This window comes from Mycobacterium sp. 29Ha (assembly GCF_032883055.1).
Taxonomy (GTDB): domain Bacteria; phylum Actinomycetota; class Actinomycetes; order Mycobacteriales; family Mycobacteriaceae; genus Mycobacterium; species Mycobacterium gallinarum.
This window is the reverse complement of sequence record NZ_JAMQTI010000015.1, coordinates 132428-154753: the sequence shown is the minus strand read 5'-3', so window position 1 is coordinate 154753 and position 22326 is coordinate 132428. Positions and strand designations below refer to the sequence as shown.

Annotated in this window: 25 protein-coding genes; 9 read left to right on the top strand and 16 right to left on the bottom strand. The window is 66.7% G+C overall.

Features of this window, described 5'->3' with window-relative positions:
• Positions 1 to 27 precede the first annotated feature (27 nt).
• From M1248_RS20365 to M1248_RS20355, 3 genes are read left to right on the top strand one after another with little or no spacing between them, the layout of a single operon-like run.
• On the top strand, positions 28 to 831 hold the full coding sequence (locus tag M1248_RS20365; RefSeq protein WP_317149563.1) for a class I SAM-dependent methyltransferase: 804 nt from the start codon (positions 28 to 30) through the stop codon (positions 829 to 831).
• A gap of 31 nt (positions 832 to 862) precedes the next feature.
• Complete coding sequence (locus M1248_RS20360) at positions 863 to 3364, top strand: DEAD/DEAH box helicase (protein WP_163732209.1); 2502 nt, start codon at positions 863 to 865, stop codon at positions 3362 to 3364.
• A gap of 15 nt (positions 3365 to 3379) precedes the next feature.
• A complete protein-coding gene (locus M1248_RS20355; protein WP_317149542.1) occupies positions 3380 to 4087 on the top strand; it encodes an alpha/beta hydrolase in 708 nt (235 codons plus the stop codon).
• Positions 4088 to 4175: 88 nt separating this feature from the next.
• Here M1248_RS20355 and M1248_RS20350 read toward each other — a convergent pair whose 3' ends face one another.
• The 4 genes from M1248_RS20350 to M1248_RS20335 all read right to left on the bottom strand — a co-directional run bounded on the left by M1248_RS20350 (position 4176) and on the right by M1248_RS20335 (position 7501).
• On the bottom strand, positions 4176 to 5468 hold the full coding sequence (locus M1248_RS20350) for an HNH endonuclease signature motif containing protein (RefSeq protein ID WP_317149541.1): 1293 nt from the start codon (positions 5466 to 5468) through the stop codon (positions 4176 to 4178).
• Positions 5469 to 5540: 72 nt separating this feature from the next.
• On the bottom strand, positions 5541 to 5840 hold the full coding sequence (locus M1248_RS20345) for a hypothetical protein (RefSeq protein WP_317149540.1): 300 nt from the start codon (positions 5838 to 5840) through the stop codon (positions 5541 to 5543).
• Positions 5841 to 5876: 36 nt separating this feature from the next.
• Positions 5877 to 6137, bottom strand: a complete 261-nt coding sequence (locus M1248_RS20340; protein WP_317149539.1) for a hypothetical protein — start codon at positions 6135 to 6137, stop codon at positions 5877 to 5879.
• Complete coding sequence (locus M1248_RS20335; protein WP_163732221.1) at positions 6134 to 7501, bottom strand: MFS transporter; 1368 nt, start codon at positions 7499 to 7501, stop codon at positions 6134 to 6136. Before M1248_RS20335 ends, M1248_RS20340 begins: the two co-directional genes overlap by 4 nt.
• A 107-nt stretch (positions 7502 to 7608) precedes the next feature.
• Here M1248_RS20335 and M1248_RS20330 point away from each other — a divergent pair, with 107 nt between their 5' ends.
• Positions 7609 to 8385 (top strand): family 16 glycosylhydrolase, encoded by a 777-nt coding sequence (locus tag M1248_RS20330; RefSeq protein WP_163737910.1) that lies wholly within the window; start codon positions 7609 to 7611, stop codon positions 8383 to 8385.
• Positions 8386 to 8401: 16 nt separating this feature from the next.
• The gene (locus tag M1248_RS20325; RefSeq protein ID WP_317149538.1) at positions 8402 to 9082 is read left to right on the top strand and encodes an AraC family transcriptional regulator; all 681 of its coding nucleotides are present in this window, start codon (positions 8402 to 8404) and stop codon (positions 9080 to 9082) included.
• Here M1248_RS20325 and M1248_RS20320 read toward each other — a convergent pair.
• Positions 9061 to 9714, bottom strand: coding sequence for a class I SAM-dependent methyltransferase (locus M1248_RS20320; RefSeq protein ID WP_317149537.1), 654 nt, complete (start codon positions 9712 to 9714; stop codon positions 9061 to 9063). The genes M1248_RS20325 and M1248_RS20320 overlap by 22 nt on opposite strands.
• Before the next feature lie 117 nt (positions 9715 to 9831).
• Between M1248_RS20320 and M1248_RS20315 the strand changes: the two genes are divergently transcribed.
• Positions 9832 to 10662, top strand: coding sequence for an LLM class F420-dependent oxidoreductase (locus tag M1248_RS20315; RefSeq protein WP_317149536.1), 831 nt, complete (start codon positions 9832 to 9834; stop codon positions 10660 to 10662).
• 12 nt (positions 10663 to 10674) lie between these two features.
• On the opposite strand, the gene M1248_RS20310 is transcribed toward M1248_RS20315, so the two are convergent.
• A complete protein-coding gene (locus tag M1248_RS20310) occupies positions 10675 to 11514 on the bottom strand; it encodes an SDR family oxidoreductase (protein ID WP_317149535.1) in 840 nt (279 codons plus the stop codon).
• Between the two features lie 138 nt (positions 11515 to 11652).
• On the opposite strand from M1248_RS20310, the gene M1248_RS20305 reads away from it, so the two are divergent.
• On the top strand, positions 11653 to 11928 hold the full coding sequence (locus M1248_RS20305; RefSeq protein ID WP_083126542.1) for a hypothetical protein: 276 nt from the start codon (positions 11653 to 11655) through the stop codon (positions 11926 to 11928).
• A gap of 5 nt (positions 11929 to 11933) precedes the next feature.
• On the opposite strand, the gene M1248_RS20300 is transcribed toward M1248_RS20305, so the two are convergent.
• The 8 genes from M1248_RS20300 to M1248_RS20265 form a co-directional block, all read right to left on the bottom strand.
• Positions 11934 to 12656, bottom strand: a complete 723-nt coding sequence (locus M1248_RS20300; RefSeq protein WP_317149534.1) for a hypothetical protein — start codon at positions 12654 to 12656, stop codon at positions 11934 to 11936.
• Entirely contained in the window at positions 12653 to 13585 is a 933-nt protein-coding gene (locus tag M1248_RS20295) for a VWA domain-containing protein (RefSeq protein WP_317149533.1), read from the bottom strand. The genes M1248_RS20300 and M1248_RS20295 overlap by 4 nt, the downstream gene beginning before the upstream one ends.
• A complete protein-coding gene (locus tag M1248_RS20290; protein ID WP_317149532.1) occupies positions 13582 to 14547 on the bottom strand; it encodes a hypothetical protein in 966 nt (321 codons plus the stop codon). Before M1248_RS20290 ends, M1248_RS20295 begins: the two co-directional genes overlap by 4 nt.
• Positions 14538 to 15011 (bottom strand): hypothetical protein, encoded by a 474-nt coding sequence (locus M1248_RS20285; protein ID WP_317149531.1) that lies wholly within the window; start codon positions 15009 to 15011, stop codon positions 14538 to 14540. The genes M1248_RS20290 and M1248_RS20285 overlap by 10 nt, the downstream gene beginning before the upstream one ends.
• Positions 15001 to 15873, bottom strand: coding sequence for a DUF58 domain-containing protein (locus tag M1248_RS20280; RefSeq protein WP_317149530.1), 873 nt, complete (start codon positions 15871 to 15873; stop codon positions 15001 to 15003). Before M1248_RS20280 ends, M1248_RS20285 begins: the two co-directional genes overlap by 11 nt.
• A gap of 4 nt (positions 15874 to 15877) precedes the next feature.
• Complete coding sequence (locus M1248_RS20275; RefSeq protein ID WP_163732246.1) at positions 15878 to 16879, bottom strand: AAA family ATPase; 1002 nt, start codon at positions 16877 to 16879, stop codon at positions 15878 to 15880.
• A 63-nt stretch (positions 16880 to 16942) separates the two neighbouring features.
• Positions 16943 to 17308 carry a nuclear transport factor 2 family protein gene (locus tag M1248_RS20270; protein WP_163732249.1) on the bottom strand — a complete coding sequence of 122 codons (366 nt, stop codon included), beginning with the start codon at positions 17306 to 17308 and terminating at the stop codon, positions 16943 to 16945.
• Between the two features lie 31 nt (positions 17309 to 17339).
• Positions 17340 to 18191 (bottom strand): acyl-CoA thioesterase, encoded by an 852-nt coding sequence (locus M1248_RS20265; RefSeq protein WP_317149529.1) that lies wholly within the window; start codon positions 18189 to 18191, stop codon positions 17340 to 17342.
• Between the two features lie 168 nt (positions 18192 to 18359).
• Between M1248_RS20265 and M1248_RS20260 the strand changes: the two genes are divergently transcribed.
• On the top strand, positions 18360 to 18785 hold the full coding sequence (locus M1248_RS20260; protein WP_163732255.1) for a pyridoxamine 5'-phosphate oxidase family protein: 426 nt from the start codon (positions 18360 to 18362) through the stop codon (positions 18783 to 18785).
• A 49-nt stretch (positions 18786 to 18834) separates the two neighbouring features.
• Here the strand turns inward: M1248_RS20260 and M1248_RS20255 are convergent, their stop codons facing one another.
• On the bottom strand, positions 18835 to 20304 hold the full coding sequence (locus M1248_RS20255; protein ID WP_163732258.1) for an amidase: 1470 nt from the start codon (positions 20302 to 20304) through the stop codon (positions 18835 to 18837).
• 35 nt (positions 20305 to 20339) lie between these two features.
• Between M1248_RS20255 and M1248_RS20250 the strand changes: the two genes are divergently transcribed.
• On the top strand, positions 20340 to 21113 hold the full coding sequence (locus M1248_RS20250) for an enoyl-CoA hydratase/isomerase family protein (protein ID WP_163732261.1): 774 nt from the start codon (positions 20340 to 20342) through the stop codon (positions 21111 to 21113).
• Here M1248_RS20250 and M1248_RS20245 read toward each other — a convergent pair whose 3' ends face one another.
• Complete coding sequence (locus M1248_RS20245; protein ID WP_317149528.1) at positions 21114 to 22310, bottom strand: metallophosphoesterase; 1197 nt, start codon at positions 22308 to 22310, stop codon at positions 21114 to 21116. It abuts the gene before it with no gap.
• Between the last annotated feature and the right edge of the window lie 16 nt (positions 22311 to 22326).

Below are 22326 nucleotides of genomic sequence, written 5' to 3'. Positions count from 1 at the left end.
ACATCCGGCGACCGCGCCGACGCCAGCATGCTCACCGGAGTCTCGGAAACGGCACTGCTGACGCTGAACGGCAGGGCATATCAAGCCCGCCACCCGGACGCCATCATCGACGACCCGATGGCGATCCGGCTCGTCGATGCGATCGACTTCGACTTCGACAAGTTCGGCCGCCGCAAGGGTCAGGAGATGGCCCTGCGGTCACTCGCCTTCGATCGAGCCGCGACGCGCTACCTTTCTCGGCATCCGAACGCCACCGTGGTCGCCCTCGCCGAAGGCCTGCAGACGAGTTTCTGGCGCCTCAGTAGTGCGTTACCCGATTACGGATTCCGTTGGATCACGGTCGATTTCCAGCCGATCATCGACCTTCGCCAGCGGCTGCTGCCGGCGTCTGAGCGCATCACCACCCTCGCGCAGTCCGCGCTGGACTACTCCTGGATGGACGCCGTCGACTCGAGCGACGGTGTCTTCATCACCGCGGAGGGCTTACTGATGTATCTGCAACCGGCCGAGGCGATGTCCCTGATCACCGAGTGCGCTCGGCGGTTTCCCGGCGGTCAGATGATCTTCGACCTCCCGCCGGTCATGGTGAAGCGCTTGGCGCCGAAGGGCATGCGCTCCTCACGGCGCTATCGCGTCCCCCCGATGCCGTTCAGCCTGTCCCCCAAGCAACTGGCCGATCTGGCCAACACGGTGCCGGGTATCCGAGCCGTCCACGACCTGCCGATGCCCAAGGGGCGAGGCTTTGTGTTCGAGAAGTTGTTCCCGGCCTTCTGGCAGTGGAAGCCGACGAAACAACACCGCGGCGCCTACACGCTGCTCGAATTCGGCTGACCGACGGCCGTAGGGCAGGCTGGTCCTCGAGATGATCCTGACTGCCCCGCGCCTCGACGACCCCGACGAGCTGTTCACCACGTTCGCGGCGTGGGCCGAGGCGCAGGGCACCGTGCTCTACCCCGCACAGGAGGAAGCGCTGATCGAATTGGTCAGCGGCGCGAACGTGGTGCTGGCGACGCCGACCGGTTCGGGCAAGTCATTGGTGGCGACGGGCGCGCTGTACGCGGCGCTGGCGGCGACGCGGCGCAGCTACTACACCGCGCCGATCAAGGCGTTGGTGAGCGAGAAGTTCTTCGCGCTGTGCGACGTGTTCGGTGCGGAGAACGTCGGCATGCTCACCGGCGATGCCGCCGTCAACGCGGGCGCACCGATCATCACCTGCACCGCGGAAGTGCTGGCCAACATCTCCTTGCGCGAAGGCGCTTCTGCCGACATCGGCTTGGTGGTGATGGACGAGTTCCACTTCTACGGCGACCCCGACCGGGGGTGGGCCTGGCAGGTTCCGCTGCTGGAGTTGCCGAAGGCCCAATTCCTGCTGATGTCAGCCACACTCGGCGATGTCACGTTCCTGCGCGAGGATCTGACCCGGCGCACCGGCAGGCCGACGGCGCTGGTGGCCAACGCGGTCCGGCCGGTCCCGCTGCACCACTACTACGCCACCACGCCGATGCACGAGACGATCGGCGACCTACTGCAAACGAAGCAGGCGCCGATCTACGTGGTGCATTTCACCCAGGCATCGGCGCTGGAGCGCGCGCAGGCACTGATGAGCGTCAATGTGTGCACCAAGGAGGAGAAGAAGGCGATCGCCGAATTGATCGGTGGCTTTCGGTTCTCCTCCGCGTTCGGGACGACGTTGTCGCGGTTGGTCCGGCACGGAATCGGTGTACACCACGCCGGGATGCTGCCCAAGTACCGACGCCTTGTCGAGCAGTTGGCACAGGCCGGCTTGCTCAAAGTCATTTGCGGCACGGACACTCTCGGCGTCGGCATCAACGTCCCGATCCGGACCGTCGTGTTCTCCGCGTTGTCGAAGTACGACGGGACGCGCACCCGGCTGCTCAACGCCCGCGAGTTTCATCAGATCGCGGGACGGGCCGGACGGGCGGGCTACGACACTGCGGGCACCGTCGTCGTCCAGGCGCCCGACCACGAGGTGGAGAACCTCAAACAGTTCGCGAAGGTGGCCGACGACCCGAAGAAGCGGCGAAAGCTGGTGCGCCGCAAGGTGCCCGAGGGCATGGTGCCGTGGAGCGAGAAGACGATGACGAAGTTGGTGGACGCCACCCCGGAACCGCTCACCAGCAACATGCGGGTGTCGACGGCGATGATCCTCGATGTCGTCGACCGCCCAGGTGACCCGTTCGCCGCGATGCGCAGGCTATTGACTGAGAACCACGAGCCACGCAAGCGCCAGCTGCGGCACATCCGCGAGGCGGTGGGTATCGCCCGGTCGCTGCTGCAGGCGGGTGTCGTGGAGCGGCTTGCCGAACCCGAGCCCGATGGGCGCCGTTACCGGCTGACCGTGGATCTGCCCCCGGACTTCGCGTTGAACCAACCGTTGTCGACATTCGCGCTGGCGGCGGTCGAGGTGCTCGATGCGGAGTCGGAAACATACGCACTGGATGTGGTTTCGGTCATCGAGGCGACGCTGGAGGACCCGCGCCAGATCATGGCCGCCCAGTTGAAGAAGGCTCGGGGTGAGGCGATCGCGGCGATGAAGGCCGAGGGCATCGAGTACGACGAGCGGATGGAACTGCTCGACGACGTCACCTATCCGCGGCCGCTGGAGGAACTGCTCGGGTACACGTTCGAGGTGTATCTGCGGACCAACCCGTGGGCCGCCGATGGTCAGCTGTCGCCCAAGGCGGTCGTGCGCGAGATGTGGGAGCGGGCGTTCACGTTCCGTGAGTACGTCAGCGTGTACGGGTTGACCCGCGCGGAGGGCGCGGTGCTGCGCTACCTGTCGGATGCGTTCAAGGCGCTGCGGTCGGGTGTGCCTGCCTCGGCGCGGACCGAAGAGCTCACCGACATCGTCGAGTGGCTCGGCGAGCTTGTACGCCAAGTCGATTCGAGTCTGCTGGACGAATGGGAGGAGCTCACCAACCCCGACCAGCCGTTGGAGGCGCCGGTCGCGGTGCCGGCCCGGCCGCGCCCGTTGACGGGGAACGAACGGGCGTTCACCGCGATGGTGCGCAATGCGCTGTTCCGCCGGGTCGAGTTGTTCGCGCGGCGGCGGTGGGATGAACTCGGCGAGTTGGACTCCGGCTCGGGATGGACGTCGGACCGCTGGCAGGACGTGGGCGACGAGTACTTCGCCGAGCACGACGAGATCTTTACGAGAGCCGACGCGCGCGGTCCCACGCTGTTGATCATCGACCGTGAGCCCGGCGTGTGGCGGGTGCGTCAGATCCTCGACGACCCTGCAGGCGACCACGATTGGGGCTTTTCAGCGGAGGTGGACCTGGAGGCGTCCGACGAGGAGGGCGCGGCCGTCCTTCGCGTGATCGACGCGGGGCGGATGGACTAGGGATACGCTCGGCGCGTGACGACGTTCGCGCTGGTCCACGGCGCATGGCATGACGCGTGGTGCTGGGAACGCGTGGCGCCGCTCTTGGAGCGGGCCGGGCATGAGGTACTTGCGCCACAGCTGCCGAGTGATGACGGGACTGCGGACTTCGATGCGTACGCCGATCTCGTGTGCGACGCCCTTGGCGGGTGCGACGACGACGTCGTGGTGGTCGCTCATTCGTTGGCCGGCGCCACGGGAGCGTTGATTCCGGGCCGCCGCCCGGTTCGGCATTTGGTGTATCTGTGCGCGGCCGTTCCGGCGGCCGGACTCAGCCTCCTCGATCAGTGGCAAGCGGAGCCCGACATGGTCAGCCCGGAGTTCGGCAACGGATGGCTGCAGGGGTTGACCGAGCCCGACGACCAATTGCGCACGACGTGGGCCGATCTCGAGTTCGCCCGCAACGTGTTCTACGCGGACTGCGACGACGCGACCGCGACTGCGGCGATCGATCATCTTCGGCCTCAATCGGGATACCCGTGGACGTTACCGTGCTCGCTGGCCGAGCACCCGTCGGTGGGTTGTACGTCCGTGGTGTGCGACGAGGACCTTGTGGTCAACCCCTCCTGGTCCAAGCGGGTGGCTCGCAGAATCGATGCCGACATCGTCGAGTTGCCCGGCAGTCATTCGCCGTTTCTGTCCCAGCCGTCGGCGGTCGCAGACGTGCTGTTGCGGGTCGGTTGAGCGACATCGGCGACAAGTAGGCGGTATCCGAGGTCGATATACCAGGAGCCGTCGGACAGATCTGCGCGAAGGCGCGACAGGCCCTCCCCTAGTTGTCGCTCTGTGGTGTGGGCTTAAACGGGTCGTACCACTTCCATTGGGCGCGTTCGCCGGTGGGTCCGCGGTAGGGCGCGGCGTTGGGTGGGGGGCGAGTGGGTGGGCGGGCCAGTGATCCCGGGGTGAGGGTTCGGCCATCGCTGTCGGTGACGGTGAGGCTGTCGGCGGGTCCGGTGATGGTGATGACCCCGCGATGGTGGGCCCGGTGGTGGTAGGGGCACAGCAGGACCAGGTTGTCCAGGTCGGTGGGGCCGCCGTCTTCCCAATGCTGGATGTGGTGGGCGTGCAGTCCGCGGGTAGCCCCGCAGCCGGGCACCGCACACGTGGGATGGCGGTATTCCAGCGCGCGGCGCAGCCGGCGGCCGATGGTGCGCGTGCTGCGCCCGGCGCCGATGACCTGTCCGTCGCGGTGGAACCACACCTCACAGGTGGCGTCACAGGTCAGGTATCGGCGGTCGGCGTCGGTGAGCAGCGGGCCCAGGTGCAGGTTGGCGATGCGGTCTTTGACGTCGAGATGCACCACGACGGTGGTGTGCTGGCCGTGGGGGCGGCGGGTAGCGTCGGCGTCCCAGCCGGCTTCGACCAGGCTCATGAACGCCTCACCCTTGGTGGGAAACGGCGACGCTACCGCGGCGGGCAGGGTGTCGGTGTCGTGGTCGCGTTTCCACGCGGCGACCGCAGCATCCAGATGGGACTGCACGGCGGCGTCGAAGGTTGCGGCGTCCAGGTGTGACAGGGTGATCTTCCAGGTGGTGGTCTGCTCGTCGCTGTGGGTGGTGGTGATCGTGGGCCGCGGCGGCGGCTCGGGTGCGGGTTCGGCCTCGGGTGGGGTGTCGCGCCAGGGGTCGGGTTCAGATGGCAGGGGTGGTTCGGCCTTGAGGGCGGTGTTGAGTTGGCTGACGGTGGCGACCTCGGCCAACGTCACGTAGTGCCCATCAGAACCTGCGCCGGCTTTCTCGGCGATGATGGCGACCTGGTCCAGTGACAACCGGCCTTCGCGCAGGCCCGCCATGCACAGCGGAAACTGTCGGGCCCGGTGCGCAATCGCGGCGATCTTCCCGGCGTTTCTGGTCGAGGAGCCGGTCTTCCACGCCACCAAAGCCGAGAGCGAGCGACACCCGGTCATGCCGACCAGGTTGTCGTGGTCCATCTCGGCCACGATGTCCACGATGCGCGCGTCGATGGCGTTGCGCTGACCCATCAACTCACCCAATTCGCCGAACAACACCTCCAGCCGGTCCTTCGGACGCACGACCGCCCCGTCGGAGGCGGCGATCGAAGACATGACCCCATCAAAACAGAGGGGTCCGACAAGCACTGGGCCGCAACAAATTAACGACAACGTCGCTTAGTGGACCTAGTGATCGATACCTTTGTGGCCCGAGCGGATCAATGCGTTGCGAGGACGTAAGAACCCGGGCTGCTGCAGCTTACGGATTGCACGCACAGCCCCGGAGGGCACTACTCGGTTGAAGAACTCGTCGGCGTCGAACGCCGCCCGTACGTCGTCGACGTAGGAACGCGGAAGGCCGAACCTGATCCGGCCCTGGCTGACCTCGACGAGGTCGGCCCGGCGGACCGCCTCCACCAGTGCCGCGTGGGGGCGGTTGGATCCATAACCGAAAAGTCGATGATGCTCGGCGACGATGAGCGCCAACTCATCTGACCAACTTTCGCGGCCGGTCTCCTTCAGTCAGGCGTCCTGCGCCTCGATGGATGGCACGAGATAGTCGATCGTGTCGAATGCCGCCAGATCGTGGAATGCGGACGCGATGGCCAGCTTGTCATCGCGGTTGCCTTCGTCAGGCGTGAGCGCCCGCGCGAAGTTGATGACGCGGTACACGTGCGCCTTGTAACTATCGAAGCCGGCGTCATCACCATGCGCGAAGTGGCGATGCGACTCGAGGATCTCCTCAGCCAGGGCTGAGCTGTGGAGAATCTCCGGCGTCGTCACTTGCGAGTCACCGCTGACGGCACCGCCCACGCGCTGCCCTGCTCGCGATCCAGCACCGTCTCGCTCTTGTTCTTCAGCGCGAAGATGTAGACCAGCAGGCTCACGCCGATTATCACCGTTACATAGATGATGAACAAGGTGATGTGATCGGGCTTGGCGGCCTGATACAGCATGGGGGCCGTGCCGCCGAACGCCGAATTCGCCAGCGCGTAGCCCAAACCCACTCCGAGCGCCCGGATCTCGGCGGGGAACAGTTCCGCTTTCACGATCGCGTTCACCGACGTGTAGCCGGTGATGATGATGTAGCCGACGGCCAGGATGAGGAACGCCGTGATCGCCGATGTCGTCTCCGGCAGGAACGTCAGCAGAAAGTAGGTGTAGATCACGCCGGACACCCCGAAGAAGACCAGCAGGGGTTTACGTCCGACCCGGTCGCTGAGCAGTCCACCCAGCGGCTGCAAGAGCATCAGGAAGATCAGGCCCAGCAGGTTGACCCACGTCGCCGTCATCGCACGGTCAGATCCGAAGGTGGACTTGACGATTGCGGGTGCGTTGACGCTATAGGTATAGAACGCGACCGTGCCGCCCGCGGTGATGAGGAAGACGAGCAGCAGCGGTCGCCAGTGCGTGGTGAACAACGTCTTCAGCGAGCCGGCGTCGCGGTCCTTGCCTTCGCGGATGGCCTCCAGATGCGTCTCGCTCAGCGACTCGTCCATCGAGCGGCGGATCCACAGCACCACCAGCGCTGCGATGCCGCCGATGAAGAAGCCGATGCGCCAACCCCAGTCGTGCATCGCGTCGTCGTCGAGGAACTGCAACGCGATCAGCAAGGTGAACTGCGCCAGCACGTGCCCACCGACGAGGGTCACGTATTGGAACGACGACAGGAAACCGCGCCGGTTGGCAGTCGCCGCCTCCGACATGTAGGTCGCCGACGTCCCGTACTCACCGCCGGTGGCGAACCCCTGCACCAGCCGGGCCAGCACCAGGATCACCGCCGCCCAGTACCCGATGGTCTCGCGCGTTGGCATGATCGCCACGACGAACGAGCACGTCGACATCACCGTGATGCTGAACATCAGTGCCGCCTTACGGCCGCGACGGTCGGCGAACCGACCGAAGAACCACGATCCCACCGGGCGCATCACGAACGTCACCGCAAAGATGGCGTAGATGTACACCGTCGAGTTGGTGTCGGCCTTGTCGAAGAACTGGGCCTCGAAATAAGACGCGAACACCGTGTAGACGTAAACGTCATACCATTCGACGAGGTTGCCCGCCGAGCCCTTGACGGTGTTGAGAACTGCCCTTCGAGTGCTGGTGGGGGCGCGTGTCGGGCCGGTTTGGGTGGACGCCGTACTCATGCCGGGGACGCTAGCCCTACGGCCGCCAAGATCGGAAGGGGTTTGCGCTTCGCGGACATAAGCGCTTACCTAGTCCTGTGGTTCCTGAACTGAATCGTCGCCGCGTCATGCAGATCGCCGGCATCGGCGCGCTCGCGGCCACCGTGTCCGTGCCCGCCGCGCACGCTGACCCGCCAGCCGCCAAGTACCTCTTCGAGGACAACTTCGACGGTGAGGCGGGTTCGGCCCCGGACTTCTCGAAATGGGAGCCCGCGTACGAACGCGAGACCATGGAGGACCCCACCTTCTGGGAGTTGCCTGAGAACGTCGGCCAGTACCGCGACGACCGGCGCAACCTCTTTGTCGACGGCAACTCCAACCTCGTCCTCCGTGCGGCCAAGGACGGCGACACGTACTACAGCGGCAAACTGTTCGGCAGGTACCGCGGGCCCATCAACACCACCTGGGAGGCCCGGGTCAAGTTCGACTGCCTGACCCCCGGGTGCTGGCCGGCCTGGTACCTGGCCAACAACAGTCCGACCAACGGCGGCGAAGTCGACATCATCGAGTGGTACGGCAACGGCAGCTGGGCCCCCGGAACCACCGTCCACGCCAACCTCAACGGCGGTGAGCACGTCAGCCACACCATCGCACCCGACAGCGCGTGGCACCGGTGGCGCGCACAGTGGACGGAGTCAGGCATCAGCTTCTGGCTGGACCACACACCCGGTGCGGCACCGTACTTCACCGTCACGCCCGACAGCTTGCCCAATTACCAGTTCAACACGCCCGGCTACACGCTGTTCCCGATCTTGGGGCTTGCGGTCGCCGGTTCCGGCGGCGGGGATCCCAGTGGCGGCACCTACCCCGCTGAGATGCTCGTCGACTGGGTTCGCGTCTGGTAACACGTTGGGCGCCAGCGTGATTCCTCGCTTCGCTGTCGGCGAGGGTTACGCGGTGTACCGAGGACCGACGACCGCGGGAACCCTGCATCGTCACGCCGCATTCCAGATCATGATCGGGATGAGCGACGACGTCGGCGTCGTGGACGGAGGCGACGTCACCCATCGTGGTGCCGCGCTCGTGGTGTCGCCCATGCAGCGGCACTGTCTGCTCGCGACAGCGGACGTACTCACCTACTTCGTTGAACCGCACTGCGCGTTCGCCGATGGGCTGCGTGGGCGCTACGGCAACGGGATCTGCGCGGCACCCGAACTGCAGAACCTGGGCGAGGACGACGTCCGCCCGGCGGGTCATCGTGGGTCCGACGACCTGGACCCACGCCTAGTCGCAGCACTGAACACGTTGGCGGGCAGCGACATTGCGCTCTCCGATCTGGCCGCCGAAGTCGGGCTCTCACCCCAGCGTCTTCGCGCGCTGGCCCGTCAACAGTTGGGGATGCCGTTGGCCCGCTGGCGGGTGTGGACGCGGCTCCGACGTGCCGCCGAGGCGCTGCAACGGGGTCTGTCATTGGCTGACGCGGCCACCGAGGCGGGCTTCGCGGACCAGGCCCACCTCACCCGGCAGATGCGCGAAATGATGGGACTCACGCCGGCAGCACTGCTTCCGATCGTGCGCAGTCACTCCTTGAGCGCGACATAGACGGAGATCGAACCGCTCACCGTCGGTACGACCTCCGCCTCGCGGACGTCTTTGAATCCGCACTCGGACAACAGCTTCGGCACCACGCCGTCGGCATTCGGCTGGGTGTCCTCCTTACCGTCGGCCAGCTGCACGATGCGGAATGCCGTGCGCATCAGCGTCGTACGCTGCAGCCCGAAGTCGGCGATCACCACTTTCCCGCCGGGCTTCAACACCTCGTATATCGACGCCAGCACGGCTCGCTTCATCCGGAGCGGGCATTGGTGGAGCACCAAGCTGGATACCACCGTATCCACCGAGTTAGCGCCCACCGCGTCCACCAACGCGTCGCCCATGCTCACGCGCCAGTCCACCGTGACCCCGGCCGCGTCCGCCTTGTCTCGCGCCAGCGCAAGCACTTCGCGGTCGGGGTCCAGCCCGATGATCTGTGCACGCGGTTCCACCCGGCCCAGCAACACGGCCAACGATCCGGTGCCGCAACCGACATCGGCGATCACGTCGCCGGGCCGGGGCGCGACGTACATGGCGGCCAGAGACCGCCACAGTCGTTCACGTGTCAATGCGACGACGGGGTCGTAGAACCGCGTCGCCCCGAACCGTCCGGTAGCCGGGGTGAAGGCCTGCTCGCTCATAGGCCCCAGTTTCAACGGCCGCCCCGAACTGGTCTTGAACAAAACGCTTGTCCTGCTGCGGGCGGGGAATACAACGCCCCGACGGGGCCTTGAGCACTGAGACGACGGGAGTGGTTCATGAAGTTCGGAATCTCCACATTCGTGTCCGACGACGGCATTGACCCCGTATCGCTCGCACAGGCGGTCGAGGAGCGGGGTTTCGAGTCGCTCGTAATCGCCGAGCACACCCACATTCCGGCGAGCCGGGAGTCGGCGTACCCGATGGGCGGCGAGTTGCCGTCGATCTACTACCGGACGCTCGACCCGTTCGTCACGCTGGCCGCTGCCGCGGCCGTCACCTCGAGAATCGAGCTGTTCACCGGGATTGCGCTGCTCATTCAGCGCGATCCGATCGTGACTGCGAAGGAAGCCGCGAGCATCGACCTGATCTCCGGCGGTCGGTTCGTGTTCGGCGTCGGCGCGGGGTGGAACATCGAGGAGTTACGCCACCACGGCACGGACCCCAAGACGCGTGGGGCGCTGCTCGACGAACGCATCGAGGCCATCAAGGCGCTGTGGACCACCGAGCCCGCGGAGTATCACGGCAAGTACGTCGACTTCGATTCGTCGTACCTGCGGCCCAAGCCGGTCCAGAAGCCCTATCCGCCCATCTATATCGGCGGCGACTCCGATGCGACCGTCAAGCGCATCATCCGGCACGACGCCGGCTGGATCTCCAATCCGCTTCCCGTCGACCACCTGGCCAGACGCATCGAGCAGATCCGGGCCGGTGGGGGCCGCGATGCGCCCCTGGCTCAATTCGGCACACCCGCCGATCCCGAATACTGGCGCGCGATGGAAGACCTCGGATATGGACAGGTGGCGCTGCTCCTGCCCACCAAACCGCGCGAGGAGTCGCTGCGGATACTCGACGAGTTCGCCGAGAAAGTCGCCCAGTACCGCGGCTGACGCCGTTGCGGCTCAACCGTTTTGGGCGGCGACCCTGGCACGTTCCTTCATCGAGGCGACCACACCGCCGTCGTTTAGGATGTCGGTGCCGGTGAGATAGCCGGCTTTGTCGCTGACGCAGAACGCCAGCAGGTCGGCCATCTCCTCGGCCTTGCCCCAGCGCGGGACCGCGGCGTCGGCGACCATCGCTCCGGCGCCTGCCTGCTCCTCGAGCCTGCCCATCTCGGTGTCGACGGACCCCGGAGAGACCGAGACGATGCGCAGACCCTTGCCGTTGAACCGCTCGCACTGCGATGCGCTGTACCACCGGACGAAGCTCTTGCTGATCGCATAGGCGATACCGGATCGCGCCTCGTCGCCGGCGATGTCGCAGGCAGGCAGTACCGCCGCCATGAAGGCTGCTTCGTCGGTCAGGGCTTTCGGAAACTCCGCGACCGGAATGAGCTCGTCGGGCAGGATGTGGGCCGCCATCGATGCGACGTTGACGATCGCCGCGCCCTCGGGCGCCGTCTCGTAGAAGACCTCGTCGACGTTGACCGTCCCCACCGCGTTGGTCCGCATGACGTAGTCGGCGTCGCCCATGCTGGGGCTGACTCCCGCCGTGTGGATGACGGAGGCGAGGGTCCCGAGGCTGGTTGCCGTTTCGAACAGCCGGGTGACCGCCGACCGGCCGGTGACGTCGCAGTTGACGGCGGTAACGGTGATTCCGAGACCCTTCAGCGTCTCGGCGGCGGCGTCCAGACGTTCCTGCCTGACGTCGCAGAGCACCAAGGTGTGGTCCGGGCCGACGACTTTTGCCGTGGCCAGGCCCATGCCGCCCGCGCCGCCCGTGATTACCGCCACTCGAGTCATATCTGGACCGTATACGGATCGCGTCGGCGTTACATATCCCGGGTCGGATGTCACAGTGCCGTCAGAGCGTTTAGCCATCCCGTAAGGTGGTTACGTCTACTAATTAGCCGGACGAGTCGCGATGCTGGAGTGATGCAGATGCCTTCGATCAAGACCACTGTCGCCGCGATTTCCTTCGCAGGCGGGCTTGCTGCGGCGAGCCTCGGCTTTGGTGCCGGGCTCGCTATTGCCCAGCCGCCTCCGTGCTCGATCCCCCAGGGCGAGATACCGCCACCCCATGCCCCGCCGAAGCCGACCCAGGTCTGGCTTGGCGAACCCGTGGTGTGGACGTCCGGCTGGGGCGGTCGCTGGGGCGTGTGCAAGAACGGCCAGATGCTCACGCTGTCGTCGAACATCGTCACCGGCGGCGGATAAACCGATCAAGTCCCGTCGCGCTCCGCGGCGTCGCGAAGTATCTGCTGCAAGCGCTCCATCGGGGTGCCGGGCTCGAGGCGCAACTGTGAACCGTCCTCCGTTGTCGTGCCACCGGCCTGCGCTGGCGGCGGTGATGCGGCCGGGACCTCAGGCGCTGGCGGAGGCGGCGGTGGTGCGACCTGCGCGGCGCCGATCTTCTGATTCAGACGGGGCAGTGCCTCGTTGCGTAGTGCCTGCCGTTGCGGATCCGGATCGGTGTTGCCCGCAAAGCACCCCTGCGGAGCTTCCTGCACCACGGTTCGCGCACCGATGAAGTACGCGACCGCGGTGCGGCCGTCGAGCACGGCAGCCGCCCGGTCGCCTAACGTCTCGCGGACGAGTTCGAGATTGACCCGCACCGAACAGGATTCACCGGTCGGGCTGCGCGACAGACTTTCGCTGAACTGGCGGTCCGCCTCCTCCAGCCTGTTGTCGAGCACCGCGAGACTGCCTGCGGCGAAATACGCTTTGGCCGGTTCGATGACATTGAGCACGGTCAACGAGTCGACCGCCCGGCGTAACCCCGCGTTGTCCCGCTCGGTGAACGCCGTGACGGCCGACTCCCCCGCGATCACCACCGAGAGCGACTTGACGATCACCATGACGAGAAGCAGCGCGATCGGCGCGGAGAACACCAGCAATCGCCGTCGCAGCCGCAGCCGCGCGGAACCGCTCCGCCACCAGGTCACGTGGCCACCTCCGCGCTGACGACTCGGTTGCGCCGGAGGTCGCGTAGCACGAGGTAGAGCTCGATCAGGATGAGGATCGCGGCGCCGACGGCCGGTAACCAGTACGTCTCGGTGCCTGTTTCGGTTGAGGTGAGTGCGGTGGTCGGCGCATCCGTTGCGCCGTCCGGCAGCTCCGCGGACAGAGGTGCGGCGTCGGGCCGCGCGACGTAGGGGACACCGAGTTGATCGGCGACACCTCGTAGCGCGGCCTCGTCGACGGAAGTGCCGTAACCGAGCACAGCGCCACCGTCGACCGATCCGGCAGGCGGTGCGAATTCCCTTGGCGGGAGCTCGGACTCAGGTGCGCCTGCGCCCAGATAGAAGACGAGTGTCGTGGCCCGTGGATATTGCTGGACCGCGCTGATCAATTGGTACCTCAACACGGTGCCCGCCGCGCCGGCGTTGGTCTGGGTGGCGGTGTCGGGCCCGTTCGCATAGGGGATTAAGGTGTCCAGGACCGGACGTAGGCTCCATGTGTCAGCCGACAGCGGCCAGTCCAGCGACGGAGCCGACGCGAATCCGATGACCGCGAAGCGTGCGCGTGGATAGCGGTCGACCAATACCTCGAGGTCGTCGCGCGCGACGTCCATCCGGGTGCGGCCGTCGAGGTCGCGAACCGCCATGTCCGGTGATCGGTCGACGACGAGGAACACGTTCGGTTCCAGGTCGCCCGCGCTGCGTGTCGTGCTCTCGTCGTCGACCAGGATCACCACACGACTCGCTGCCACGACGAGAAGCAGAGCCGCGGCGCTGATGAGGAGCCACCGCCATAGCGCCGTCCGGTTGCGCCCGGAGGCTCGCCACCGCCGCAACGCGAGAATCTGCGCGGCGATCAGCAGCACCGCCATAGCGACCAAGAGCAGTGTCGGCAGGACCGGCTGCAGCGTCATGGTCGCACCACCAGCGGCCACAGCACCAATGCGGTGAGCGCTAACAGCGCCAATACCAGTGGTATATCGGGCGTTTCGACAGCGCTGACGGCGGCATTCTGAGACTCAGTCGACGGTGGGGGGTGATCCCTGATCTCGGCGAGGTCGGCGTTCGTATCCGAGTTCACCGGGAACGAGCGGCCGCCGCTCTCACGCGCCAGTGCGTCCAGTGCTCCGTTGTCCGTCTCGGTGAACATAAGGTTGACCTGCACACCGGCTTCCTGCGCCAGATCGCGGACCCCGTCGGGGGTGAACAGCGCGGGGCGGGGGTCGCCGGGGGAGCGTAGCGACCCGGGTCCGACGTAGATGAGCGAACGCCGCGGTGCGTTCGACTGGTCAACCGACGGAAAGCCCGTCAGGCACATCGCCAGCACATCTTCGACACCGCCGGCGTAGTTCGTGTAGTCCAGGGCGGGAGCCCACGCAGCGGCATCGCCCGACCCACCGGCGTAGGCATTGAATCGACCTGCCGCGTATTGATAGTCGCGCGTCATCGGCACGATTCGCCGGTCGGCGGTGGTCAACCCGATGCGCTGCGTGCTGAAGTTCGCGACTTCGGTCGCGAAGCGTCGCAGCGTTGCCCGGACATCGGGGTCGGTTGGCGGACCGCCCATGCACAGCATGATGTCCTCGGGCTGGGCCTCCTGGGATTGCCTTGCGGCCGAGGGTAATCCAATCGGTCGGGCGGCAGCGACCACGGCCGCTCCGAAGATCACCGTCAGCAACGTGATGGCGACGACGGCCGACAGCGTGCGCAGCCGCGCTGCGCGTCGGTACTCCGGCAGGCGCGTCAGCCGGTCGACGTTCGCCAGTAGACGCAGCCGCCGCCGCTCGGTACGCGTCGGCCTCAACAGCACCGCCGAGATACAGCTCGCCAATCCGAGACATCCGGCGATCGCCACGACCCACCACGTCAGTTCCATGTGCGGATCAACTCCTCGGCGGAGTCACTCACGAATGCGACGTCGACGCTCGAATCGGCGTTGAACTGAGCGTCGATCAGGTCCGCCAAAACCGGTGCCGCCACGGCCAACTCGCCAATAGCGATGGCGTGGACTTGCATGTATTCAGCACGCACACCGGTGGCAGCGTGCAGAAACGCCCGCAGCTCGCGGCTGACCGCCGCAGCGGCGGGAGCCGACGCCAGTTCACCCGCGCGATAGCGCTCACCGATTGCGCGCACGGCGTGGGCGGACCGTCGCTTGACCAGCTCGCTGCGCGCCGTTCCGATGACGGGCAGGCCGCGCAACCGACGGCCCGGCATCGTGAACACGAACACCCCGGCGTACCAACCGATCAGGGTCAACGACAAAAGGACCGCGAGCCACAGCCACCACGACGAGTACGGCGTGGGTCCGAGGACGAACCGGACCAGCTCATCTGACACGGGCGAACGCTCCGGTCATCGATGTCAGTCCGGCTCGGATGCGCGTACTGCCGGTAAACCTCGCGTGTGGCACGCCGTGCCTCGTCAAGAACGTCGAAAGGTGTTCCCGTCGGGCGAATTCGGCCTTGCGGTACGCCTCGACGACATCCGGTCCGAGCGCCGCGCCGCCCATGACGACCCGGCCGCCGGCAACGTCGTAACCGTCGCCCTCGTCGTCGACGGACCCGACCGCCGCCATGTCGGCGACCATGGCCCACAGCACGTCATGCCGCGCCGTCAGTTGGGTCAGTGTCTCGCCGAGTCCGTCGCTGATTTCCGGCTCGTCGGATAGGACGAAGATCAACAGCGGGTGTCGATAGTGCTTCGCCACCCAATTCAGCTGTGTCACAACATTGCTGGGCGCTGGTGCGGTCCTGGTGTGGTGATCGAACCGGTGCAGCATGCTCTCGATGTGTGTCTCACCGCGCCGCAGTCGGATGTCGACGCATCCACGAACGTCGCCGAACACCATGCCGATCTCGTCGGACCGCCGCAAGGTGATCAGCCCGATTGCACCGATGACATGGGCTGCGATGTCACGCTTACGCTCGCCGGATGGCGCCTGGGCTACGGTATTCCGGCCGGCGTCGGCGACCACGAGAATCTTATGGTGCTTCTCGGAGACGAAACGTTTGATCAGGACGTGGCCCGACCGTGCGGTGGCCTTCCAATCGATATCGCGGACGTCGTCGCCCGGCACATAGGGTCGTAGGTCGTCGAATTCGAGGCTGCGGGTGTGTACCAGTGCATACCGCCCGCCGTCCAAAAGTCCGGTCGTATCGCGCCCGAAGAACTGCTTGGTGCGGTCGAGATACTTGCCCATGACCTCACGGCACCCGCACCGCTGCCAGCACCGCGTCGACCACTACGTCGGGTGTGATCTGCAGGCTGGCCGCCTCGAAACCGAGGATCAGGCGGTGGCGCAGGACGCGGTGCGCCAGCGCGGCGACATCATCGGGCACGACGTGGTTGCGGCCCCGGACCACGGCGAGGGCGCGGGCGGTACGGCAGAACGCGATCGTCGCTCTGGGGCTCGCTCCGTATTCGATCAACCGGGCGATGTTCGCCGGCAGATACTGCTCCGGCTCCCGCGTCACGCTCACGAGCCGGCTGGCGTAGGCGATCAGTTCGCGGTCCATGTACACGGTTCCCACGAGGGCCTGAACACGCCGGATGTCGTCGATCCCGACGACCGGAGGCGTTCGGTAGTTCTTCTCGTACAGGCCGGCGTCCATCCGCATCACGACTTCGACCTCGTCGTCGACGGAGGGATACCGGACGAGTTCCTTCAACATGAATCGGTCGGTCTGCGCCTCCGAGAGCGGATAGGTGCCTTCCTGCTCGACCGGGTTCTGGGTGGCGATCACCAGAAACGGTTCGGGGATCGGGTATTCCACACCTGCGATGGTGGTCTGGCGTTCTTCCATCGCCTCGAGCATCGCGCTCTGGGTTTTTGCGCTGGATCGGTTGATCTCGTCGAGCAGGACGATGTTGGCGTGCACCGGCCCCAGTTGGGTGGCGAAGGAGTTGGTGGCCGCCTCGTATATCTGGGTGCCGATGATGTCGCTGGGCAATAGGTCGGGGGTGCACTGAATGCGCCGGAACCCCGCCTGGATCGACTCGGCGATGACGCGGGCGGCCGTGGTCTTGGCCAGGCCGGGCACGCTCTCGATCAACAGGTGCCCGCCGGCCAGCAATGTGATCAGCAACGACTCCCGCAGGTCGTGCTGGCCGACCACCTTGGCCGAGAAGGCCGAGGACACCGCCGCGACGACGCGTTCGGCGTCGGCGAGATCGCGCTGGTCAAGCCGCGGTGGTGACGCGGTCATAGGTACCTTCCGTATCGAGACAAGTCCCGGTAGGTGTACCCAGCCACCGCCAACTCATGCTTGCTAGGAGGGCGGAATCAGCACCGTGTAGAGCTCGGCGATCCTGCCGTCCTTGATCACGGCGGCATCGAAGCCGGACATGCCGGTTTGTCCGGTGGTCGGGTCGACGAGGTTCCAGGCCAGGTATCCGAAGTCGGGCAGCACGTGCACCGGGCCGGCCGCCGCGAACTGTTGGTCTCCCAATTGATTCTGTAGCGCAACGCATTTCGCTTCCAAGGCGTCACGTCCGGTGGACACGCCCTCGGCGTCGGTCCATCGGACGTCGGGTGCGTAGGTGCGCTCGATCGCGGGGCGCCGCGTTTTCTCGTCGCGTTCGTTGAACACCGCGAGCAGGTTGGCCAGCATCAGGGTTTCGATCGGGTCAGACACCGTATTAGCCTACGTGCTTGCTGATCGCGGGTCATTTTCTGCCGAAGTACAGCTCCTGGGTCGCGATGCAGACCAGTTGCCCTGAGCGGTTGTACATCGTCGACGTCGATAGTCCACGGCCCGCGACACCGCTCGGCGAAAACTGGTCGGACAGCACCCAATCCGAGAGGTCGACCGGCCAGTGAAACCACAGCGCATGGTCGATGAGCGCGTTGAAGGCACTCAGTGGCGTCTGCCGCCGCCGGGTAAGCGCCACCTCGACCATCGTCGTACCCGACAGGTACGTCAACAGACAGCTGCCCAGCGCCGGATCGGCGGACACAGAACCGTTGGGCCGCCACCACATTCGCATACGCGGTGGCAGCTCGGGCAACTCGATCGCCAGCCGTGGTGGGGCGTCGACGTAGCGCAGATCGAACGGTTGCGGCCGGACCCAATGGCCGCCCAGCTCGTCGGCGTAGTCCGCCAGCTGCTCCTGAATGGGTGGCAGCGATTCAGGGGCGGCGACGTCGGGCATCGGCTGGTGATAGTCGACTGACTCGATGGGCTCGCTGAACGACGCGAGCGCTTCCAGCAGGATCAGTCCGTTCTGACGCGCCGTGATCTGGCGGGTCGACAGCGCGCCGCCGTCACGCGCCACGTCGACGTGGATGTCGACGGGGGACCGCGCGTCGCCGGCCCGGATGTAGTAGACGTGCACGCTGTGCGGGGTTCGGCCGGGAGCGGTGAGGCTCGCCGCCATGAGCGCCTGACCCGCGATGTGTCCACCGACGATGTGGTGAGCCGGATTGTCTAGCTGCGTCGCGAGGAAGTGGTGTTCGTCGACCCGTTCGACTTCAAGGGTGGCGACAACGTCGGCCAGGCTCGGCGGTCGGTATGTCACCTGCGCATCATGCCGTAGCCGTTTTCGCCGTTCGGATCGCGGGTAAGGGTCCGTCATGACATCTCCGGAGCCTGCGAACGAAACCGACGAAGTCCTCACCACGCCCGCCACCCCGGGAGCGGCAGCACTGCCGACGGAGGCTGACGAAGACGACGAGTCCACCCAGGAATGAGTTCTGATGCGTCGCTGACCGCGGAGGACCTCGAGTTTCTGCGCCGTCCGCTGCACGGTTTTCTGACCGTCGCCAACGGTCCGGTTCCGCCGCAGCCCCGACCGGTGTGGTTCGAGGCCACCGCCGAGGGGACAATCCAATTGTTCACGGGGCCAGACACTTTGAAAGTGCGGCGGGTGCGCGACGACCCACGCGCCTCGATCGTCGTTGCCGCCCCCGTTGGTGAACGCGAGCGATGGGTGTCTGTCGCCGGCCGCGCCAGCGTGGAAACCGACGGCGGACGGGACCTGGCCGCCCGACTGGCCGCGCGCTACTGGGACCTGAACGACCCCGTGCGCGCGAAGGACCTCGACGACATCCTGGCCGAGGACCAAGTTCGGTTCGTCATCCACCCGGAGAAAGTCAGTCGCTACTCGTACTGACCTGCCAGGCCAGCGGCTGGCCGTCCTTGGTCAGCACGTGGCGCCGCCACTAAACCGGCGCGATGCGCTGCGCCCAGGGCAGCGCCTGCTCGAGCTGGGCCGCCAGCCGGATGAGCAGCGCCTCACCTGCCAGCGGGGCGACGAACTGAACACCCAGCGGCAGACCGGCCGCGGTCCAGTGCAGCGGCAGCGAGATCGCGGGTCGCCCGGTGATGTTCGCCAGCTGGGTGTACGGCACCCAGCCGAGATTCTTGTCCACCATGTCGTCGACGATTCCGGTGAACCGCAGCATGCTGGCGGTCCGGGTCTTGAGCAGCAGGTCGGCACCCTTCTGCAGCGCGGCCGGGAGGTCGAATTCGCCGGTCTTCGGGGGCGGGGTCGCCAGTGAGGGCGTCATCAAGAGGTCGTACGACTCGAAGAAGGTCGTCAGCCGGCGGGTGTGTTCGTGGCGCTTCTGGACCGCGTCGACATAGTCCACGCTGCTGGTCGCACGGCCGATCGCCGCCAGGATCAGGGTGTCACGCTCGAACGCGTCGTCGCCCGCGCCTGACACGCGTTTGGCCTCGGCGAGTTCCCACGCGGTGTTGACGAACCACGCGAGCAGGAACTCCCTGGCGAGAGCGGCATCGTCGAAGGGGGCCTCGGGCAGCTCCTCGACGTGGTGGCCCAACGCGCTCAGCGCGGCGACGGTGGACTCGACGGCCGCGTACGCCTCGGGATGCGGCGACGGCGTGATGGCACACGGCACCCGCACACCGATGCGCAGCTTCGGAGGCTCCGCGCCGACGTTCGACGCGAGGGGCGAATCCGGCAATCCGGGCACGAAAGGTCCGCCCGGTTCGCCGCCGACGATCACGTCGAGCATCGCGGCGGTGTCGCGCACGGTGCGCGAGACGACGCCCTGCACCGCCGCGCCGTGCATGGCCTCGCCCGTCGCCGGACCGAACGGCGTCAGACCACGGCCAGGCTTCAATCCGACGAGCCCGCAGCATGCGGCCGGGATCCGGATCGATCCGCCGCCGTCGCTCGCCCCGGCACACGGCACGATGCCCGCCGCGACCGCCGCCGCCGCCCCGCCCGACGAGCCACCCGGCGAGCGCTGCAGATCCCACGGATTGTTGGTGGGCCCCCACGCGACCGGTTCGGTGATCCCCTTTGCGCCGAACTCGGGGGTGTTGGTCTTGCCGAAGATGACCAGGCCCGCGTCGATCCAGCGTTGGACGACGGTGGCGTGCTCGGCGGCGGGCACGGACATCAGCGCGCGTGAACCAGCCGAGGTCGGCAGACCGGCGTAGTCCTGCCCGAGGTCCTTGATCAGAAACGGGACGCCGGCGAACGGTCCGGTGAGCTCCGCGGTCGGCGCAGCGGGCACGTCACGCACGATCGCGTTGATCCGCGGGTTCACCGCGGCGGCCCGCTCCCGCGCCAGCGTCAGCAGTTCGGCCGCGGACACCTGCTTGTCGGCGACCAGTTTCGCCAGCCCGGTGGCGTCGTACGTCCGGTACTCCTCGAAGTTCATTCACTGACCGTATGTCGCGTGGTTATCGTGCAGCCATGAGCCTGGTCACCTACGAGTTGGACGATCACATCGCCACGATCACACTCAATCGTCCAGAGGCACGCAACGCCATCAACGGCGCGCTGCGCCAAGACCTGAACGCCGCCTGGGACCGGTTCCGTGACGACGAGGACGCGTGGGTGGGCATCCTGACCGCCAACGGCAGTGTGTTCTGCGCCGGCGGCGACCTCAAAGACGGCGAGGGATCGGTGGGCACCTTCGGCGGCACGTTCTGGGAGAAGCCGACGATCAACTCGTTCGAGAGCGGGATGGAACTGTTCAAGCCGACCATCGCGGCCGTCAACGGCCCGTGCGTCGGTTATGGGGTGACCGGAATTCTGTTCTGCGACTTCGTCATCGCCTCTACGACGGCCACGTTCTCGTTCCCCGAGGTGACGCTGGGGACCCCCACCATCGTCGGCGCGATCCGCCTGCCCGAGCGGCTGCGCTGGGCCGATGCCATGGAGTTGTTGCTGACCGGTGCGCCGATGTCGGCCGAACGTGCCAAAGAGGTCGGCCTGGTGTGGAAGCTGGTCGAGCCCGACGAGCTGCAGGCGCAGGCACGTGCCTGGGCGCAGACGCTGACGAAGGCCGCGCCGCTGGCCCAGCGCGCCACCAAGGAGGTGGCGTGGCGCACCGCGAACATGGGGTGGATCGAGTCGGTCCGCTTCGGCGAGACGATGCGCAAGGTCGCCGCCGCGACCGAGGATGTCGCCGAGGGAATTCGGGCGTGGCAGCAGAAGCGCCCGCCACAGTGGCGGGGCCGCTGATCAGACAACAGCGGCGCGCAGCGTCAGCAGAGTGATCTCGCTCGGCGCGAATACCCGAAACGGCGGACCCCAGAAGCCCGTCCCGCGGCTCGTGTACAGCTGCGTCCGCTCACCGTGGCGACTCAGACCCTGCACCACCGGTTGGTCCAGTCGGACAAGGTAATTGAACGGCCAGATCTGGCCGCCATGGGTGTGCCCCGACACCTGCAAGTCGACGCCCGCACGCACGGCGCGCCCGACCTGCTTGGGCTGATGGGCGAGAAGGAGGACCGGCAGCGTCGGGTCGGCACCCGCCAGTGCGGCATCCAGATTTGCGCCGTGCCCGTTCACACCCGAGGCTTTCGCGGTGGCGTCGTCCACCCCGGCGACGACCAGGCGGTCACCACCGCGTTCGACGACGATGTGCCGATTGTGCAACGCGTCCCACCCGATGCGCTCCATGTAGTCCAGCCAGCCCTGCGCCTCGCTGAAATACTCGTGGTTGCCGGTGACGTAGACCCGCGCCGATGTGGCATCCACCGCCGCCAGCGGGCTCGCCTGGTTTTCGCGTACCTCGACGGTTCCGTCGGCGATGTCACCGACGTGGCACACGACGTCGGCGCCGAGTTCATTGACCCGCGCGACCACGGCAGCCGACCATCGTGCCCGGTCGATCGGCCCGTAGTGGGTGTCGGTGATCAGCGCGACGCGCAGCCCGTCCAGACCTCGGCCGAGCCTGGCGATGGCAACATCGACTTCTCGTACCCGCGGCACCCGCATCGCCTCGGCGTAGCCCCACGCCACCAGGACCAGCGTCACGACGAGTACGCCGCCCGCGACCCACCTCGACCGTGCCGGATCCCCGACTCCCCCGGCGAGCAGCAGCAGGCCCGCCACCTGGCCCAGCACCGACCAGACGAACAGCACCCACGTCGCACCCAGCAGCGCATCGCCTGCGACGGCGGCCAGGTCGGAATGCCGGCGGCCGTGGCCGAGCACCATCAGCGTCGGCAGAGCGCCGGTGGCGACGACGAAGAGCAGCGTGCCCGCTACGAAGACGGCGGGAGGCCACGCCGTCCCCGCCCCCAGCAGGGTCCACCACGGCACGGCGAATAGCAGCACCACGATGGTCAAAACCACCGCCAGCCGGCCGAGCTTGCGGGACCGCCGTGGCGGGTCGTCGATCGTTTCGACTACCTCAGCGGGATTGTCTGTCATCACCGACGACGTTACC